Annotated in this window: 16 protein-coding genes; 3 read left to right on the top strand and 13 right to left on the bottom strand. The window is 53.2% G+C overall.

Annotated features, from left to right (window positions below; translation table 11 throughout):
• Positions 1-143: 143 nt before the first annotated feature.
• The 11 genes from IE076_RS20500 to dctP form a co-directional block, all read right to left on the bottom strand.
• Positions 144-980, bottom strand: a complete 837-nt coding sequence (locus IE076_RS20500) for an IclR family transcriptional regulator (RefSeq protein ID WP_244649743.1) — start codon at positions 978-980, stop codon at positions 144-146.
• Positions 981-1,052: 72 nt separating this feature from the next.
• Positions 1,053-1,748, bottom strand: a complete 696-nt coding sequence (locus IE076_RS20495) for an ABC transporter ATP-binding protein (RefSeq protein WP_189438740.1) — start codon at positions 1,746-1,748, stop codon at positions 1,053-1,055.
• Between the two features lie 20 nt (positions 1,749-1,768).
• Positions 1,769-2,539, bottom strand: coding sequence for an ABC transporter ATP-binding protein (locus IE076_RS20490; protein ID WP_189438662.1), 771 nt, complete (start codon positions 2,537-2,539; stop codon positions 1,769-1,771).
• Positions 2,536-3,813: a branched-chain amino acid ABC transporter permease gene (locus IE076_RS20485; protein WP_189438661.1), complete on the bottom strand. Its 1,278-nt coding sequence runs from the start codon at positions 3,811-3,813 to the stop codon at positions 2,536-2,538. The genes IE076_RS20490 and IE076_RS20485 overlap by 4 nt, the downstream gene beginning before the upstream one ends.
• Positions 3,810-4,742: a branched-chain amino acid ABC transporter permease gene (locus IE076_RS20480; RefSeq protein WP_189438660.1), complete on the bottom strand. Its 933-nt coding sequence runs from the start codon at positions 4,740-4,742 to the stop codon at positions 3,810-3,812. The genes IE076_RS20485 and IE076_RS20480 overlap by 4 nt, the downstream gene beginning before the upstream one ends.
• Positions 4,743-4,812: 70 nt before the next feature.
• Positions 4,813-6,045, bottom strand: coding sequence for a branched-chain amino acid ABC transporter substrate-binding protein (locus tag IE076_RS20475; RefSeq protein ID WP_189438659.1), 1,233 nt, complete (start codon positions 6,043-6,045; stop codon positions 4,813-4,815).
• A gap of 370 nt (positions 6,046-6,415) precedes the next feature.
• The gene (locus IE076_RS20470) at positions 6,416-7,324 is read right to left on the bottom strand and encodes an alpha/beta hydrolase family protein (protein WP_189438658.1); all 909 of its coding nucleotides are present in this window, start codon (positions 7,322-7,324) and stop codon (positions 6,416-6,418) included.
• Positions 7,325-7,582: 258 nt separating this feature from the next.
• The gene (locus IE076_RS20465) at positions 7,583-8,947 is read right to left on the bottom strand and encodes a TolC family outer membrane protein (RefSeq protein WP_189438657.1); all 1,365 of its coding nucleotides are present in this window, start codon (positions 8,945-8,947) and stop codon (positions 7,583-7,585) included.
• A gap of 547 nt (positions 8,948-9,494) precedes the next feature.
• Entirely contained in the window at positions 9,495-10,784 is a 1,290-nt protein-coding gene (locus IE076_RS20460; RefSeq protein ID WP_189438656.1) for a TRAP transporter large permease, read from the bottom strand.
• Positions 10,781-11,383 carry a TRAP transporter small permease gene (locus IE076_RS20455; protein ID WP_189438655.1) on the bottom strand — a complete coding sequence of 201 codons (603 nt, stop codon included), beginning with the start codon at positions 11,381-11,383 and terminating at the stop codon, positions 10,781-10,783. The genes IE076_RS20460 and IE076_RS20455 overlap by 4 nt, the downstream gene beginning before the upstream one ends.
• 80 nt (positions 11,384-11,463) lie before the next feature.
• Entirely contained in the window at positions 11,464-12,498 is a 1,035-nt protein-coding gene (dctP, locus tag IE076_RS20450; RefSeq protein ID WP_189438654.1) for a TRAP transporter substrate-binding protein DctP, read from the bottom strand.
• 607 nt (positions 12,499-13,105) lie between these two features.
• Between dctP and IE076_RS20445 the strand changes: the two genes are divergently transcribed.
• From IE076_RS20445 to IE076_RS20435, 3 genes are all read left to right on the top strand, one after another.
• Complete coding sequence (locus IE076_RS20445) at positions 13,106-13,984, top strand: MurR/RpiR family transcriptional regulator (RefSeq protein WP_189438653.1); 879 nt, start codon at positions 13,106-13,108, stop codon at positions 13,982-13,984.
• 22 nt (positions 13,985-14,006) lie between these two features.
• Positions 14,007-14,858, top strand: a complete 852-nt coding sequence (locus IE076_RS20440; protein ID WP_189438652.1) for a carbon-nitrogen hydrolase family protein — start codon at positions 14,007-14,009, stop codon at positions 14,856-14,858.
• A 73-nt stretch (positions 14,859-14,931) separates the two neighbouring features.
• Positions 14,932-15,729 (top strand): enoyl-CoA hydratase-related protein, encoded by a 798-nt coding sequence (locus tag IE076_RS20435; protein WP_189438651.1) that lies wholly within the window; start codon positions 14,932-14,934, stop codon positions 15,727-15,729.
• A gap of 78 nt (positions 15,730-15,807) precedes the next feature.
• Here IE076_RS20435 and IE076_RS20430 read toward each other — a convergent pair whose 3' ends face one another.
• Positions 15,808-16,026: a formate dehydrogenase subunit delta gene (locus tag IE076_RS20430; RefSeq protein ID WP_189438650.1), complete on the bottom strand. Its 219-nt coding sequence runs from the start codon at positions 16,024-16,026 to the stop codon at positions 15,808-15,810.
• Between the two features lie 91 nt (positions 16,027-16,117).
• Positions 16,118-18,988: a formate dehydrogenase subunit alpha gene (gene fdhF / locus IE076_RS20425; protein WP_189438649.1), complete on the bottom strand. Its 2,871-nt coding sequence runs from the start codon at positions 18,986-18,988 to the stop codon at positions 16,118-16,120.
• Between the last annotated feature and the right edge of the window lie 2 nt (positions 18,989-18,990).

The raw sequence follows: 18,990 nt of genomic DNA, 5'->3' as shown, positions 1-18,990 counted from the left end.
ATTGGACATAACTGTCGGGAGAGCTTGAAGCACCTTGACCCAGCTCATCCCCATCCTAAGATCAGAGTATCGTTCCCCGATATTATTTCAATATGTAATTTATAATTCCACTATGCAGAACTAGAGCCAATCCCGCACGAAGCTCAACCGCGGTTCACCAGAACAGAGGGCAAGCCCAGCGCCCGCTCCAGCTCTTTCACCCGGTCGCGCAGCTTGGGCCCAACCTCATCATGCATGCGCTCATAACTCAGCATGTCCGGCGTTGCCCCGCAGCTGATCGCAACCGGCTCACCAAAATCCTGCGAGCGAAAGCCCACCGAAACCGCATTGATGTTTTCAGCATAGCGCTTGTCTTCATCAACAATCACAAAGCCCTGAGCAAGCAACTGGGAATAACCGGCAGCTCTGGCCGCCTCCAGCGCCTCGTCAGAAAGACCGTGATCCGGCACACGCTCACACACCCGCGCAAACTCGCGCTCCGTCACACTTGCCAGATAGGCAAGACCGGAGGAAGAGCCGGTGATGGGAATGCGGTGCCCCACTTCCAGCCAGATGGCAGGTGCCCCTTGTGGCCGCCAGGTTTTGGTCAAAAGCATCTTGTTTTCGTCAAGCACCGCCAGCAGAGCCAGCGTGCCCGTCTCATCGGCAAGCTGCTGCAGCATGGGATTGGCCGTCTCAATGAAGGAAACCGAGGCACTGGCAATATTGCCCAGTGCCAGCGCCGCCGGACCAAACCGATAGCGGTCATGACGCCGCGCATGGCTGAGATAGCCCAGCTGTTGCAGTGTGAAGGTCAAGCGGGAAACCGTAGACTTGGGAATGCCGGTACGCTGCGAGATCTCCTGATTGCCAAGCCCGTCATCAGAAGCCCGGAACGCCCGCAAAACCTGCAATCCGCGCGCCAGCGTTGTTGCAAACCGCCGGTCTTTCTCTTCACTTCCCGTCAACGTTCCAACCCCATTCCAATCCTGTGCAGTCACTTGCTAGCACACATCACAGGCCTCAAAGAACACCAGCAAAGTGTGCCACCGCACTTCTCCAAGAAAAAGGCTTCACACCTCCAGCCATTCCCGCCGGATATCATCACGCACACGAAACTCCTCCGGCGTGCCGTGATAAACAATCTCGCCATGGCCCATCACGTAAACCTGCTGGGCGATCTTCAGCGCAATGGAAAGCTTCTGCTCCACCAGCAAGATCGAAACCCCCGCCTGAGCAATCTGCGCAATCAGCTCCCCAACCTGTGTGACGATCTTCGGCGCAAGCCCTTCGGTTGGCTCGTCGATAATGATAAGATCCGGGTCTCCCATCAGCGTTCGGCAGATGGTCAGCATCTGCTTTTCACCACCGGAAAGCACACCCGCTGGCGTATCTGCACGGGACTTGAGATTAGGGAACATATCAAGCATCTGCTCGATGCTCCACTTGCCCGGCTTACGCATATCCTTGATGCCAAGCAAAAGATTATCCCGCACACTCATAAGCGGGAAGATATCCCGGTTCTCCGGCACATACCCAAGGCCCTTGCAGGCAATGGCATGGCTTGGCAGGCCAGAGATATTCTCGCCCTTAAACCAAATGTCTCCTTTTGGAGCCACCTCCCCCATAATCGCTTTGGCCGTGGTCGAGCGCCCCACGCCATTGCGCCCCAAAAGCGCCGTGACACTGCCCCTTGGCACATCCATGGAAACACCGCGCAGCACATGGCTCTTGCCGTAATACGCATGCAGATCGCGAATTTTCAGCATTTCATTTGCAACAGGACCGCTCATGCTGTCACCTCCGCCATGTCAGTCTCATCTCCAAGATACGCCTCACGCACACGCGCATTGCCTCTGATCTCCTCCGGCGTTCCCGTTGCAATAATCTCCCCATAAACGAGCACGGAGATCCGGTCGGAAAGACCAAACACAACCCCCATATCGTGCTCCACAATCAAAAGGGTTTTGCCTTCCGTCGCCCGCTCGATCAGCTCGATCGCTCGGGCCGTCTCAGAATGGCTCATGCCCGCTGTCGGTTCATCCAGCAATATCACATCTGCCCCGCCAGCAATGGTAATGGCAATCTCCAGCGTGCGTTGATCCGCGTAAGTCAGCAGCACCGCAGGCACGTCCGCCTTTTCCGTCAGCCCCACCTTTTCCAGCACTTCAGCAGTCTTATGCTGCACCTCCTTTAGGTTCCCGATATTGCGCCAGAAACTGTGCCCATACCCAAGCGACCACAACACCCCGCAGCGAACATTCTCGCGCACCGACATATTGGCAAAAATGTTGGAGACCTGAAAACTGCGCGACAACCCGAGCCGGTTGATCTGGTGAGGTTTGAGGCCATTGATCTGTTTGCCGCCTAAACTGATCTGCCCCGAACTTGGCGGGAACAGGCCAGAGATGAGGTTGAACAGTGTAGACTTGCCAGCCCCGTTGGGACCAATAATTGCATGCCGTTCGCCGCGCGCGATGTCCAGCGACACCCCCTCAATGATCTTCGCCGGACCAAAGCTTTTGCGAAGGTCTTTCAGCTGTAAAGCAAGTGCACTCATGAGCCCATACCCCCTTGCTTGGAAAGCACTTTGAGTGCGCCTATGCCAACGCCTGCAAGCACGAGACCAACCACCCAGGACATCATCTGGTCAGGTGCCAGATGCAAACCAAACGGCTCAAACGCCTCTCCAAACCCGTTGGAGTACCGCACCGCAAGCTCTACCAACACAATGATACCCGCAGCAGCCAGCAGAGCCGAACTGGCAAAAGCCCCGACCCGCAAAAGCCCTTTCACCGAAAGCGAATGCTTCAAGGCAGCTGTCCCGCTCAGCAACAGCCCCGCAAGACCGCCCGGTGCAAACAGGATCATTCCGATAAACAACAGTCCCAGATAAAGCAGCCACGCCTCTGAATAGTCAGAAAGGTTGGACTGCATATAGGTCAGCACCACTGCCCCGAGGATAGGGCCAGCAAAATAACGCGCACCACCAATGAATGCCATCAGAAGCACCAGACCTGACGGAATGACGCTCAGGCTTTCCGGCGTGAAGATCTCGTAGTTGACCGCAGACATACCGCCCGCCAATCCAGCAAAGCCCCCAGCTGCGATAAACACCAGATAGCGCACCCGGTTGGGATTATAGCCAACAAACTTCACCCGTTCCGGATTATCCCGAACCGCCTGCGCCATCTTGCCAAGCGGCGTTCGGGTGAAGGCGTACATCAATGCGACCCCAACAAAGGTCCAGAACGCGATAAACCAGTACACATCCCCCAGCGGACCAAGAGAAAGCCCAAACAGCTCAATGCCGTTCATCCGGTCGCCCGTAATGCCCTCTTCACCGCCAAACACGCTGATGAACATGAAACCAGCAGCGGCAACAAGTTCAGCAATGCCAAGCGAGATCATGGCAAACGGCACATCAGAACGGCGACAAGACGGAAAGCCAATCAACGCCCCAGCGAGCGCTCCACCAGCAAAGCCCACCAGGGGCAAACCAAACATAGGAAACGCCGCCCAGATACCACCGTCATAACTGGCATTCTCAATCGCATTCATCCCATGCATAGCTGCATAACCGCCAAGGCCAAAGTAAACAGCATGCCCAAACGAAAGAAGCCCCGCCTGCCCCAGCAACATATTGTAAGACAGCGCAAAAACCATATTAATGCCGATAGCATTAAACAGTGACAACCACGTTCTGGAAGGCTCGAATAACGGAATGCTCAGGAGGATCAAAGCAAGCAGCAACAACGGCAGAACCCGCGTCGCAAACTTGTAGCGTGCACTTGGGGCCAGATCAGGCACCCGGTCAAGACTGTAGTCGGTCAAAACTCACGCTCCCCCATCAGGCCACGCGGGCGCAGCATCAACATCAAAACCAAAAGAATAAACGGCAACATGGGAGCAAGAGACGCAATCGTGATGCGCCCGACATCACCATCCGCGCTCAAACCGGCAAACGAGAAGATCTCGGCAAAGCTGCTATCAATTGAAATGGCGAAGGTTTGCAGAAACCCAATCAGCAAGCTGGCAATAAACGCCCCTTCCAGACTGCCCATACCGCCAACCACAACAACCACAAAGACAATCGGCCCGATGGAGAACGCCATGGACGGCTCGGTCACCAGATAGTTTCCGCCGATCACTCCGGCCAGTCCCGCCAGCGCACACCCGGCTGCAAACACCAGCATAAAGATTCGCGGCACGTTATGCCCCAGATGAGCCACCATATTCGGGTGTGTCAAAGAGGCCTGAATGATGAGCCCAATACGGGTTCGCTTCAGCAGGTACCAAAGCCCCGCCAGCATCGCGATGGAAACGACCAGCATGAAAATCCGGTAGGCCGGATACTGCGAACCAAAAAGTTTGAAGAGTGAAAAATTGAGTTCCGGAGGAATCTCGTAGGCAACCGCGAACTTGCCCCAGATGATCTTCACCAGCTCCTCAATGACATAAGCCAGCCCGAACGTGAAAAGCAGCTCGGCCACATGCCCGCGCGCATGCACTTTGCGCAGGCCCCACCTTTCAACGCAGGCTCCAGCGGCTCCAACGCAAATCGGCGCCAGAAATAACGCAAACCAGAAACCGGTGTGCTGTCCAAGGGTAAAAGCAAAGTACGCACCCAGCATGTAAAAACTGGCATGAGCGAAATTAAGAACGCCCATCATACTGAAAATCAACGTCAATCCGCTGGACAACATAAACAGCAACAAGCCGTAGATCAGCCCGTTGAGCAGAGCAAAAACAACCGTCTCCATAACATCCCTCAAGAAAAGCGCGCATGCTCAGGCCCGATTGCCCGAGCATGCAAATGATCAAGAAAGATCGTTAGGAAGGCCGCCGCATCTTGCAGGTAGTCGGTAGTTCTGTTGCAGCAGCTGGAATGGCAATATCTGTCTCGAACCCGAAGCCGGTGTTCTCCACATCGCGCTCCACGCCCTCAGAAAATGTTGAGATATAAAGAGGTTGGATCAACTGGTGATCGTCCGCCCGCATAGTCACCTCGCCATAAGGTGTCTCATAAGTCATGCCTTCCAGAGTTGCTGCAATCTTCGGCACATCCACAGAGCCAACACCATCAATCGCCTTATCAAGCATGTTCATCAAGGTGAAAACACGCTCATAATAGTAATCAAGATTATTGACTTCCTCAAAGTCATCCACCCGAGCCATCTGCTCGTCTGAAGCTTCAATATTTTCATGGAACTCGGTGATCTGCTTTACAAGACCAACGGCACTTTGTCCCATCGCAGTCGGCGCACCAAGACCCCCACCATAGAACGTCAGATACGGAACCTGATGACCGGACGCATTGGCCGCTTTCACCAATAGCGTCATATCCGTGCCCCAGTTTCCGGTGAGCACAACATCAGCTTTTGCACTCATCATCTTCTGTACATACGGCGTGAAATCCTTAACCCTGCCAATAGGATGAAGCTCCGCCCCCACGATCTTCATATCCGGACGTTTCTCGGTGATCATCGACTTCGCAGCATCAGTAAAGGCACGACCAAAGGAATAGTCCTGCGCCAGAATGTAAGCTGTTTTGATGTCCTTCTGATTCTGCAGCCAGTCCGTCAGACCCGCCATTTTCATGTCCACGTGGGCATCAAAACGGAAGTGCCAGTAGTTGCATTTTTTGTTGGTCAGAGCCGGATCAACCGCCGCATAGTTGAGGAAAAGTACCTCTTCCCCAGGATTACGTTTGTTGTGCTTGGCAATCGCATCAGTCAACGCATTCGCAGCGCTCGACCCATTCCCCTGAACAACAAAACGAACCCCTTGATCAATCGCCTTCTGCAGCTGAACAAGACTCTCTTTCGGATTGAGTTTATTATCAAAACCAATCACTTCGACCTGCATACCACCCATGCCACCAGCAGCATTGATTTCATTTGCCGCATAACGGAAGTGCTTCAGCCCCGCATCTCCCGTACTCCCAAACGGACCTGATAGCGGATCAATGTATCCAATCTTGACGCCATCAGCTTCCGCAGAGATAACGCTGGCAGACAACAGAAGTGCAGTTAAATTAGCTTTCCAGACAACACCTTTAGACATAAAACTTCTCCCCCCAAAGAAATAATTTTTCATTATTTTTATTAAGGTAATGAGATATTCATCATGTTCTATTGTCAAGTAATAAGTAAAACACAATTCCGCATAGTGACTTAAGCGGTTTTTGAGCTCATCAAACCCTGACTTACCTGCCCAATACCATCATGAACGAGATCCCCCACCAGCATTGTATGCGGCCTACAAATCTTTGCTTCAGATCGCCTGACACTGGATCAGGCGGTCTCAAAAGTCTGAAGGCGAATCTCAGACTCGTTCAATGCATTTCCCATTGCAGAAAACAACAAGGCGAGAGAACTTTCCTGCCCCCTCGCCTCACCTGATCGTCACGTCCAGCCCGCCCTAACTGCAACGTCTATGGCATCACTCGATCAAGAAACTCATCAACAGCAGCACCCCAGATCTGCGGACCATCATCCCTTAGAAGAATGTCATGTCCATCTTCGCCCTCAAGTGGCAGTATGACCAATTCCTGCTCTGCACTGGTCTCTGCGGCGTAAGCCTCAAAGAAGATCCGCGCCAGCTTTGGGCTGTAGAACTGGTCATTCTCAGGATAAACCCAAAGAACAGGCAGCTTATTGGTTGCCCCAAACGCCCGGAAGGCGCGCTCCGTAAGGTCCCTGTCCTCCAGCTCATTCCGATTGATAGCCCCCCCACCGGGTACAAAGGCGATAACGCCTTGAACACCCTTTGGATTCTCACTTGCGGCAGCAAGCACACCGTTCCCGCCAGCAGAAAGACCAACCATGACCATGCGGTTACCTTCCACAAACGGCTGATCTCGAAAGTATTTTGCAGCACTATTAATGTCATTCGCCCGTTCTCTATGCGGCGTCAGCAGCTCCGGCCAGCCCAAACCATCAAGCACCGAACGTTGACCTTCCGAGCGCCCGTAACCTCTGCGCACAAGCGCAGCTACCGCATATCCTTTTGACATAAACCATCTGATTGCAGTGTCAGGACGAAAATCATAGGGTCCATCAGTCGGAGCATTCGGTTCTGCTCCATGGGTAAAAATTGCCAGAGGAAACGGTCCATCCCCATCGGGCCGGAAAACAGTTGCCTCCAGAGTGATCGTCCCACCGCCATCTTCAAGATCAACCGGAACCCGCCAAACCTGCATGTTCAACTCACCAAGTGGCTCACCAATCGGCCCAACCTCATAACGAGAGGTCTCTGCAACAGATGGCTGCATGAAAGAAAGGCCCACCAAAACGGCCAGACCGGAGATTAATATCTGAAAAACACGTCGCGTAAAATACATTATGCCCTCATACGAATTACATTTGAACTACAAAACAAGTTCATATGTTGCACGATTCGTAAATTGCCGCAAGTTGCATTTTTCGAACCAGACAAACACAGGCGCGAGGAGTGATCTGGGACCGTAAGCTCAGGTCAGGTGCCCTTTCACAAGCGGCGCACAGCGCAGCCGAAGCTGCATCACCTAAAACGACAAGAGGGAGCCAAGTAGGCTCCCTCATTCAAATGCACCCCTCTTCGACGCAAACGCCCTACAGTCTTAGCGCAAGGGTTCAAGCGCAAACCCGTCCGACTGAGGGAGAATTGATGCAGTCACACGGCGGTCTGCACGCGCTTCAGCTGGTGGCACGATACCAAACATCGCCAGCAGATTGCCCGTGGTTCCTTGCAGCTGATAGGTTGAGAACTTCAACACATATTCTGCAGAGACCAGATCGATATGGCTGTTAAACAGGGCATTTTCCGCGTTCAGCACATCCAGAAGTGAGCGCTGGCCAATGCTGTACTCCTGCCGGTATCCACTCACCACACGCTCGTTAGCAGCAACAGTCTGGCGCAGCGCAACAATGCGCTCTTTCGTTGTCTGCACAGACGCCCATGCCTGCTCAACAGCCTCATCCGTCTGGCGCCGTATACGATCAGTACGTGCCTGCGCTTCGGTCAACTGTGCAGCCGCACGGCCCTGCATCGCGGTTTCATACCCGCCGTTGTAAAGGTTCCAGCTCACACGAACCATAATGCGGTAATCATCACTGCGTCCTTCATACCCATTCAGATCATCACCGAAGTTGGCTGACCCATTCAGTGTCACACGCGGCAAAAAGGAAGACCTGCTTTTCTCAAGCTCAAACCCAGCCGCATCCGTTTCAGCCTGCGCCGAAAGGACCAAAGGATTGTTCTGACGCGATAGAGCAAGTGCAGAAGACAGGCTTTTGACGGCCCCGGCACTCGCCGTAGACACAGCGCTCAGATTATTGGGAGCTTCCCCGACAACACGGCGGTACTTTGCCATCGCATCAAGCAGGGACTTCTTCACACTTGCAGTAATCATACGTGTAGCCGCCAAGCGCTCCTGCGCCTGCGCAAGGTCTGAAGAACCGGTTTGTCCACCCTCAAACCGCTCTTTCACCTCCTGGACGAGACGCTCATGAAGCGCAGTGTTGTCCTTCGATTTTTTCAGGATTTCCTGATGACGCAAAACATCAATATACGCCTCAACCGCATCAAGCGCGACCGCCTCGGAGCGCTCCAGAACGCGCAAAGCCGCCCCATCAACGCGGGCGCTTTGACGATAGATTTCATTCACCGAGCCAAAGCCGTCATACAACAACTGCTCAGCCTCAACACGCAGTTGCTTCCCCGCCCGCCATTGGTCAGACAAAGTGGATCGCGTCTTACGAAACCGCTCCGCACCAAAGGAAGCATTGAGACTCAGCTTCGGCAGGAACGCACTTTGAGAGGCACGCAGTTCCAAATCGCGCACCCGTCTTTGAGCAGCACTCTCCAAAATATCCGGATTAGTAAGAACAGCAGTTTCAACCGCATCCCTTAAGGAGGCGGAATGGGCACAGGTTGCCCCAAGTGCCCAGAGTATCAGTGCAACAGAAGAACCTCGAAATAGCATTGCCTACACCCCAATGACTTCCCCCCAAAAGCCAGCCTGATGACGCGCAAAGGAACGCAATTAGCCGCAGACAACCAGAAGCACTGCAGCTGAAGAGCCACATCACCCCGATATCTCACTCATGGGAAAAACAAGAAGAAAATGTCAGGCAATCAAATCATGCACTGCGATTTATATCAATATAGGTCCCACAGTCACAAATAATACCATGATTTACAGAGGTAGATTTTAGGTTGTTTTCTTGAGAACCCGCCAAAGCCCTCAGTTAAAAACTTAATTTCAGAAACAAACAACAGAACATCCAGCACTTATTAGAGCGAACAACGAGAATACACCTATAAGAAACGAGGGGTCACAAGCAAACCCAAGTGAACTACCAGTCAGAAGTAACAGAGTAGCTTATGGGGATATCCTGCACCCCCAACAGCACCTTCCATAGCCCTGCAAGAAGACCAACGCACACCAGATACCTGAACCTGCTCATCAAAAAAGGCGGATGCCACCGACACCCGCCTTATCAATTTTCAAGTTACTTTCCGCGAACTGTTTAGTTCAGCAATAGGTTCGGAACGAACAGTGCCATCTGCGGAATGAAGGTGGTCAGGATCAAAGTTGGCAGCCACGCGAAAAAGATGAACATCAACGTCGGCTTCAGCATCTTGTCGACCGATGTATCTGTCACCTTGGAGCCCAGATAGAGCAGCGGCGCAGTTGGTGGCGTAATGTTCGCCATACCCAGATTCACACCCAGAACAGCTGCAAAGTGAATCGGGTCCATACCAACGCCCTGCACGATCGGCAGCAACAGCGGTGTTGAGAGCAAGATACCGGAGATGTCATCCATCAGCATACCGATAATGATCATCACCAGATTCACCATTAGCAGGATCATGATTGGATCATCAGAAACGGAATAGACGAACTCTTCTGCAATCGCCGGAATGTCTTCAAAGATCAGGAAGCGACTAACGATCAGCACCATGAAGATCATCGCCATCACCACACCAATGGTGATACCGGAGTTCAGCACAGTCTCACGGAAGGTCTTCCAGGTGAGCCCACGGTAGATGTAGATCGCAACCGGGATTGCATAGATCACAGCCACACCAGCAGCTTCAGTCGGGGTCATCACACCGCCGTAGATGCCGCCAAGAATAATCACCGGCATCATAAGCGCCGGGAACGCCTTCAGGCCACGCTTCTTGAACTCAAAGTTGAAGTTCTCAGGACGCTGCTCCAGCTTGATGTCCTTGTGCTTGCGCAGCATGATCTGGTTCACGATGATCAAAAGCGTAATCAGGATCAGGCCCGGAATAACCGTGGACAGGAACGCACGCAGCACGGACTGCTGAGCAACCCAAGCATACAAGATGTGAGAAGCACTCGGCGGGATCAGCAAACCCAGCGGTGCAGCACTAACGATAAGCGCAGCAGACTGGCCCTGCGGATAGTTTGCTCTGCGCAGATGCGGCATCATGATGCCACCGATACAGGTCAGCGTCGCATTCGCACTGCCGGAAATGGAGCCGAACACACCGGAAGCCAGCACGGTCGCAGCAGACAGCCCGCCCTTGATATGACCGATAAACAGCTCGGCAAGCGCAACAAGAGGTGCAGCAATGCGGCCCTTCTCCATAATGCCGCCTGCGATAATGAACAGCGGAATAGCCAGCAACACCACGGAGTTCATTTTCCAGTGGCCGGTTGGCAGATAGCCCGCCACGTCGTGGCCGCCCATGTAGGCGAGGTAAACCAGAATAGCGCCAAACGCCAGATGAACGCTCACGCCCAGCAGCAGCAGGCCGCATAAAATTGCGATAGATCCTACGATAATCATTGCGCTGCCCCTTGTACTGTTACTTTTTCTTCTTCAGGCTCGACCTTTTCCGCAACCTCGCGCGGCTCGCGCTCAGGCCATTTCGGGCCGTTTCTGAGCAGCAGGTAGAAGTGCAGCACAGCAAACAGAGTCATGAACAGGAAGCCGAGGAAAATGCCAAGACGCGGCACAAAGAACGGGATTTTCAACGCAACAGTCGTTTGCCACATTGGATAGGAGGCAAGCTCCTCGTGAAGCATCAGGTAGCCCCAATAAGTCACGGCGGATAGAACGCCGATCTCAATAACCTCAACAAGAACTTCACGCCACCAGATGATGCGCGGGTTCTTGATCAGGAAGCCGAGCACGTCTGCGTTGACATGCTCTTTGCGTGCTGAGGCGACAGCAGCAGCCATGAAGAACATCCAAAAACTGACAGTCATCAGCCATTCTTCATAGGCGAATAGGTTGCCACCAAAGCCATAACGGACGATCACCACGAAAAAGAATGTGAGCGCCATGATTACACCGCCTGCTGTAATCATGAAGTTCATCAATTTAATCAGGCCGTTCAGCGGCTTAGCCACTGGCTTTGAAAGTTCGCTTGTCAGAATACTCATCTGAATGCCCTTCGTTATGAATACAAGAAACTCATAGAAAAGGCCGACGCAGGATATGCGTCGGCCTTAGATAGAAGGGCTTACTGGAAGTCTTTCTTCAGACGGTCAATGGTGTCCTGACCAACAACTTCTGCCATTGCAGGCCATACTTCTTCACGAACACGGGTCGCAAGAGCCTGTTCCTGCTCAGGGGTGAAGCTCAGCACTTCATAACCGGAGTCTACGAGTTTCTGCTTGAAGTTCGCATCGTTCTCTTTGTTGAACTGGAAGTACTGCTTGGAAGCTTTGTCAAACGCAGCAGTTACAACAGCTTTCTGCTCATCGTTCATCTTGTTCCAGGTCTTCATGGAACCGTAGAAGGAGTTGATTTCAGAAATCGCGTTGTATTCTACGAAGTACTTACCAACGTTGGACTTTGCGAAGATGGTGTAAGCAGCCTGCTTGGTGCAGCACAGGGTGCCGTCAACAATACCGGACTGCATAGCTGGGAACATGTCACCCCACGCCATGGTGGTGGTGTTGTAGCCCAGGGTTTCAGCCATGTCTTTCACAACAGCAGAAGACCAAACGCGGATGTTCATGCCCTTGTCGCCAAAGCCTGCATAGTCTTCAGGCTTCTTGTTAGCAACAACGCCAACAAAACCTTCAGGGTTGTGGTTGAACAGCTTCAGACCAAGATTTTCAAGACGCTCGTTGATGATCTTGTTGTACTCAGAATCTGGGTTCAACATTACGTTTTCCAGATCGTCCCAGCTGGTGAACAAGTAAGGCATGGACATGATGTCGAGCACAGGGTCTTTGTGTGAGTAGATGAACGCCATCACAAAGTCCACGTTACCGCGGATCGTGTCTTCAACCAGAGACTCACCAGAACCGAGCTGGCTTGCAGGGAAGACAGAAACTTTCAGTCCAACATCTGCAGCCTCAATTTCCTTCTCGATCTGCTTCAGCATCTTGGTGCCTTCATGATCGACAGGAACTGTACCAGCAATCTTCAAACGAAGGTCTGCCGCGTACACAGAAGAAGCCAGTGTCAAAGCCACTGCACTTGCTGCACCCACGCTCAGAGCGCGACGGAAACCCTTTGATACAGATTTAAGGCTTGGTTTGTTCATTATTGTCTCCCTAATGACCACCCAGACAGGCATCAATTGCCTTATCATTAGCTCCCGGATGGCCCACTTTGCCTCGCGCAGCACGACGACCTGCGTCAGATCACGCCGCTCAAGTTATTTTTTGGATTGCTACAGCTCAGGGGCCGCGACCAAAAACATCTTTCATTGTTGTTGATGAGTGATGTCCCGGTAAGTGCTTGTCCCCTAATGCCCGAATAGATGCGAACAACCGGCAATCTTGCGCAGTTCGTTCCGTATCCATACTTTTACTAACCCAACAAACATACTAGATATAATTCAAATGATCCATATTTTTTTTACTATTGACCATTTGTTACCTTATGATCTAGTCATATGTACTTAATTTGAAGATATTCTGGGCGGAAATCTTTTCAAATTAAAATGAAATAGGAAAATCGGTTGGAAACAACATTTTTTCAAATCAAAAAAAGACACTGATATATCAAAATACTGACTCTTGGAGCTCATCAAGACTAGAACAAAAGTTGTAGTGATGCGCCCAAGAATCGATACTTCTGCAACTTTGATACATTTGATTCATTTATGTAGAAATTTTGAAACATGTTTCGTTTGGGAGGGGGAAACTATGACGAAAAGCTATCAGGAGACGGTTGGCCAGCTCACGAAGGCCTATCCAAGCTTAAGCAAGCAACTCAAGAAGAGCGCAGCCCATGTTCTGGAGCATCCGGGGGATGTTGCAACATTGTCCATGCGCCAGGTTGCTGCCCGTGCGGACGTCCCTCCCCCGACGATGACTCGGCTTGCAAAATCTCTGGAGTTTGAAACCTACAACGCCATGCGTGATGTGTACCGTGGTGCAATCGAGGAGTTCTCCTCCAACCACTCCTCCAGAGCCGGTGAACTTCAGATCACCAACGGCACCTCAGATATTGAGGCCTCCCTGCAAAGCTTCAAAAACACCACGCTCGGCAGCTTAACGCACCTCTTTGACACCATTGATCGCCAACACCTTCAACAAATCATCTTATCACTCACAACAGCTCGTAAGGTGTTCGTCGTAGGCATGCATGCCTCGCATTCTCTTGCAAACTACCTGCATTATGTCGCCTCCACATCCTTCCCCAACTGGCAGCTCATCACGCACAAGAATGGTGAACTTGCACACCAGGTCGAGCATATCAACGCAGATGATGTGGTCGTGGCGATCTCCCCCACCCCTTGCGCGGCAGATACAGTGCGCGTTGCAAAACTTGCCTATGAAGCAGGAGCAAAAGTAGTTGGCATCACGGACACCAGAACAGCCCCACTTGCCACCTATTCAACCGACCTCCTCTTAACATCCGCGCAAAGCCCGCATTTCTTCGAAAGTTATGTCGCCATCGCCGCGCTTGTTGAAATGATCCTTGGCCTTCTTATGGCAGACAGCGAACAGCTCGCCATCGACAACATCTCAAGGCTGGAGCGCAGGCGCAACGAACTTGGCGAATACTGGCCTGATCAATAATTCACGACTACTGGAATATCCCATGACGAAACTCAGGCTCCTTGCTGGCCAGATCAACATCCCTGCTATGACCACAGCGCAGGAAAGAGACGCCCATCTGCATTCTGTAATCAGCAAGCTGGATCAGGAACTCACAGCAAAGCCCCATGATCTGGTCGTCCTGCCTGAGCTTTCCACCATCGACTATTCCCGAGCAGCGTTCAACGCGCTCGGTGAACTTGCAGAGGACCTAAACGGTCCCTCCGTCAAAGCGTTTGGTGCCTTAGCGAAACAACATAACACCACCATCGTTTTCGGAATGCCGTGCAGGACCGAGGATCACTTCAAAATCTCGCAGGTCGCTGTTGGACCCGATGGAACTGTGATCGGCCACTACGACAAACTCCACATCTGCCAGTACGGCGCATCAATGGAGAAGGAATATTTCGAGAAGGGCGACCATCTCTTCTCCTTCTCAGTCAAGGGTGTCAAAGTGGCCCCGATCATCTGCTACGACATCCGCATTCCTGAACTAAGCCGCACCCTTGCCCTGCAACACGGTGTGGATCTGATCCTCCACAGCGGAGCATACGCCCGTGATGAAAGCTTCTTCAGCTGGCACGACTTCGTGGTAACCCGCGCGCTCGAAAATCAGGTCTTCTTCCTCAGCCTCAACCGCGCAGGCGAGAACTTCGGCAACTCTACCTTCTGCCCGCCTTGGACAGATGAGAACACCCCGCGCACGACCTTCCCGGACACGGCAGAACACTTCGCCAGCATCGAGCTGGGCACCGCAACGCTCGCTCAAGTGCGTGACGCCTACACCTTCCGCAAAGATCGACTGGACGACTACACGCAGCTCAGACATCTGGAACCTACACCACTCAACCAATAGCTATCTCTGCCCACATCCGTTTTCCCTCTAGTATCTCGCGCAACACTGCACCTTACTGGAGGGATAACAAGCAATGACAGACCTGCCAAAGCTCACTGATGCCACGCTAACGCTCGAAAACCGCGTTGCGACACTGACTATGAACCGCCACGACCTGCGCAACGCACTGACAGGCTCCGCTCTCATCGACGACATCGTGGCAACCGCAGAGTGGGTCAACACCTGTCCGGACGTGTCTGTCCTCCTCATCACCGGAGCAGGCTCAGCCTTTTCCTCCGGCGGAAACATCAAGGATATGGCAGAGCGCGGCGGTGATTTTGCTGGCAATGTCGCTGAAGTTGAGAACCACTACCGCCGTGGCATCCAACGCATCCCACTTGCCCTGCAAAACGTGGAAGTGCCAATCATCGCAGCCGTCAACGGTCCGGCTATTGGAGCAGGTTTTGATCTCGCCAACATGTGCGACATCCGCCTCGCCTCCACCAAAGCGAAGTTCGGCGAAACCTTCCTCAATCTCGGTATCATCCCCGGCGACGGTGGTGCATGGTTCATGCAACGCTTGATCGGCTATCAACGCGCCGCCGAACTCACACTGTCCGGTCGTGTCATCGACGCCCATCAAGCCAAGGAGTACGGTCTTGTTCTGGATGTTTACGAGCCGGAAGAACTCATGGCAGAAGCCCAAAAGATGGCCGCTCAGTTTGCCTCCCAGCCACCAAAGGCCACCCGTCTCACCAAGCGCCTCTTAAAAACAGCCCAGCGCATGGAGCTAAAAGACTTCCTCGACCTCTCCGCCTGCTTCCAGGGCATGAGCCACAACGAACCTGAACATCTGGAAGCCGTGCACGCCTTCATGGCCAAGATGAAATAGCCACAAGACAAAGGAAGCGCCGCACGTCGCTGAGACTTCCCAGCATCGTGCAGCGCTCCTACTAAGCTCAGCAATAACTTATTGCGCGGGCCTGCGAATAGAAGGTTCAGCTTCAACCACCAACGGATTGAGCCCCTCTCCGCCATTCTTCACGATATCAAACAGCTGCAACCGCATACGCGGCTCCCAGTAATCATTGATATGATTGGCAATGCCCGCAACAGCTTCATCATGCGGCTTATGCTTGAAGAAGTTTGCAATCTGGTTTGCCATGTAGGTGAGCTTTTCCGGCGCCATGCTCCAGCTCTCCTCCCTGTAAAAAGTTCCATTCCCCAAAACGCGAACTACACAGACACAAAACGCCCATGCAGCCCAGCGTCAATTCCGCTTACTCAGCAGCCTCAATCCGCCGTGACCGTGCTGTCTGTTCCTGATACTCTTCCTGCCACTCGGTCGGACCGTTGGACAGAGAGACCTGCACTGCCGTCACCTTGTACTCAGGACAGTTCGTCGCCCAATCAGAATAATCGGTCGTCACCACATTCGCCTGCGTAGTTGGATGGTGGAACGTCGTATAAACAACACCGGTCGAAACACGATCCGTCACATCCGCCCGCAAGCTGGTTTCACCGGACCGGCTCATGAGCTTGACCCAATCCCCGTCCTTAATCCCGCGTACCTCAGCATCATGCGGATGGATCTCCAACGTATCCTCTTCATGCCAGATCACGTTGTCCGTACGCCGTGTCTGCGCACCCACATTATACTGGCTCAGAATGCGGCCCGTGGTCAGCAACAGTGGGAACCGTGGTCCGGTCTTCTCATCCGTTGCCACATAATCGGTGCGGATGAAACGGCCCTTTCCGCGAACAAACCCATCCATATGCATGGTCGGCGTTCCTACCGGGTTCGCCTCATTACAAGGCCACTGCACAGAGCCCTGCTCTTCCAAAAGGTCATAGCTCACATTGGCAAAGCTTGGCGTCGTCGCCGCAATCTCATCCATAATTTGGGAAGGATGGGTGTAGTTCCACTCCGCACCCATGGCATTGGCAAGCAGCTGGGTCACCTCCCAATCCGCATAACCGTTACGCGGTGCCATCACCTTGCGCACGCGGTTGATACGCCGCTCCGCATTGGTGAAGGTACCGTCCTTCTCAAGGAAGGTAGAGCCCGGCAAGAACACATGCGCATAGTTCGCGGTCTCATTCAAAAACAGGTCATGAACAATCACACATTCCATAGCAGCAAGACCAGCCGCAACGTGCTTGGTGTCTGGGTCGGACTGCAAGATGTCTTCGCCCTGCACATAAAGGCCCTTGAACGTGCCCTCAACAGCCGCATCCAGCATGTTCGGAATCCGCAGGCCCGGCTCATCAGAGATGGTCACACCCCATAGCTGCTCATAGATATCGCGCACGCCAGCATTCTTCACATGGCGATACCCCGGCAGCTCATGCGGGAACGATCCCATATCGCAGGATCCCTGCACGTTGTTCTGACCGCGCAGAGGATTAACCCCCACACCTTCCTTACCGATATTGCCGGTCAGCATGGCAAGGTTCGCAATGCCGATAACGGTGGTCGACCCTTGACTGTGCTCGGTCACCCCAAGCCCGTAGTAGATCGCACCATTCCCGCCACATGCATAAAGCCGCGCAGCGCCGCGCACTTCCGCCGCCGGAACACCGGTCAGCAATTCGGTTGCTTCCGGACTGTTGGCCGGATCGGACACAAACTCTACATAGTCTTGGAACTCATCCCAGTCACAACGCTCGCGAATAAAGGCCTCATCAAACAGCCCCTCGGTCACAATCACATGCGCCAGCGCAGTTACAATCGCAACGTTGGTTCCCGGACGCAAAGCCAGATGGTGTGAAGCTTCCACATGTGGCGACCGCACCAGATCGGTTCGGCGCGGATCAATCACAATCAGCTTCGCCCCTTGGCGCAGACGCTTCTTCAGGCGTGAACCAAACACCGGGTGACCATCCGTCGGGTTCGCCCCGATGACCACAACCACATCAGAGTGTTCAACACTATCAAAGTCCTGCGTGCCAGCAGAGGTGCCGAAAGTCTGACCAAGGCCATAACCAGTCGGAGAATGACACACGCGCGCGCAGGTGTCCGTATTGTTATTCTCAAGCACTGCACGGGCCAGCTTTTGAACCAGATAGGTTTCCTCATTGGTACAGCGCGATGATGTAATCACCCCCACAGACTCTTTACCATAGGTCTGCTGAAGGCCCCTCATCTTGTCAGCGGCAAAGCTCAAAGCCTCATCCCACGACACTTCACGCCAAGGCTCATCAATGCTCTCGCGCACCATCGGGTTCAGAATACGGTCGTTGTGCGCTGCATAACCATAGGCAAAGCGTCCCTTGACGCAGGAATGACCACGGTTAGCTTTACCATCTTTGTAAGGAACCATGCGCACCAGCTCGTCACCGCGCATCTCGGCCTTGAACGAACACCCGACACCGCAATAAGCGCAAGTCGTTACAACAGAATGTTCCGGCTGCCCTATATCGATGACAGATTTTTCCTGAAGCGTCGCTGTCGGACACGCCTGCACACAGGCACCACACGACACACACTCGGAGTCAAGAAAGCTCTCCGCCATACCGGCAGTCACACGGGAGTCAAAGCCGCGCCCCGAGATAGTCAGCGCAAAGGTTCCCTGTACCTCCTCGCACGCCCGCACACAGCGCGAACACACAATGCACTTGGCAGGATCATAGGTGAAATAGGGATTACTCTCGTCCTTTGGCATCCAGCAAGCATTCACCTCACCGCCACCATCACGCTTGTTAAAGTGGTTCAGCCCGTCACCCTCATATCGCACCTCGCGCAGGCCAACCACACCGGCCATATCCTGCAACTCGCAGTCACCGTTGGCCGCACACGTCAGACAATCCAGAGGGTGATCGGAAATGTAAAGCTCCATAATCCCGCGACGCAGCCCCTTGAGGCGCTCTGTCTGGGTGCGCACCTTCATTCCCTCTTCCACCAGAGTGGTACAGGAAGCAGGCGTGCCGCGGCGCCCCTCAATCTCCACCAAACACAACCGGCAGGAGCCGAACGCATCAACCATGTCGGTCGCGCACAGCTTGGGAATTTGAATGCCAGCTTCCATAGATGCTCGCATCACTGACGTCCCTTCAGGAACCGTCACATCAAACCCGTCCACATTGAGCGTGACCGTCTTGTCAGAGCTGGATTGGGGAGTGCCGTAGTCTTTCTCTTTAATCAGCGTCATAG

The sequence above is a fragment of the Pseudovibrio japonicus genome (genome assembly GCF_014651595.1).
Classification (GTDB): Bacteria; Pseudomonadota; Alphaproteobacteria; order Rhizobiales; family Stappiaceae; genus Pseudovibrio; species Pseudovibrio japonicus.
The sequence above is the reverse complement of the archived record's forward strand: the minus strand, read 5'-3'. Positions and strand labels throughout refer to the sequence as shown.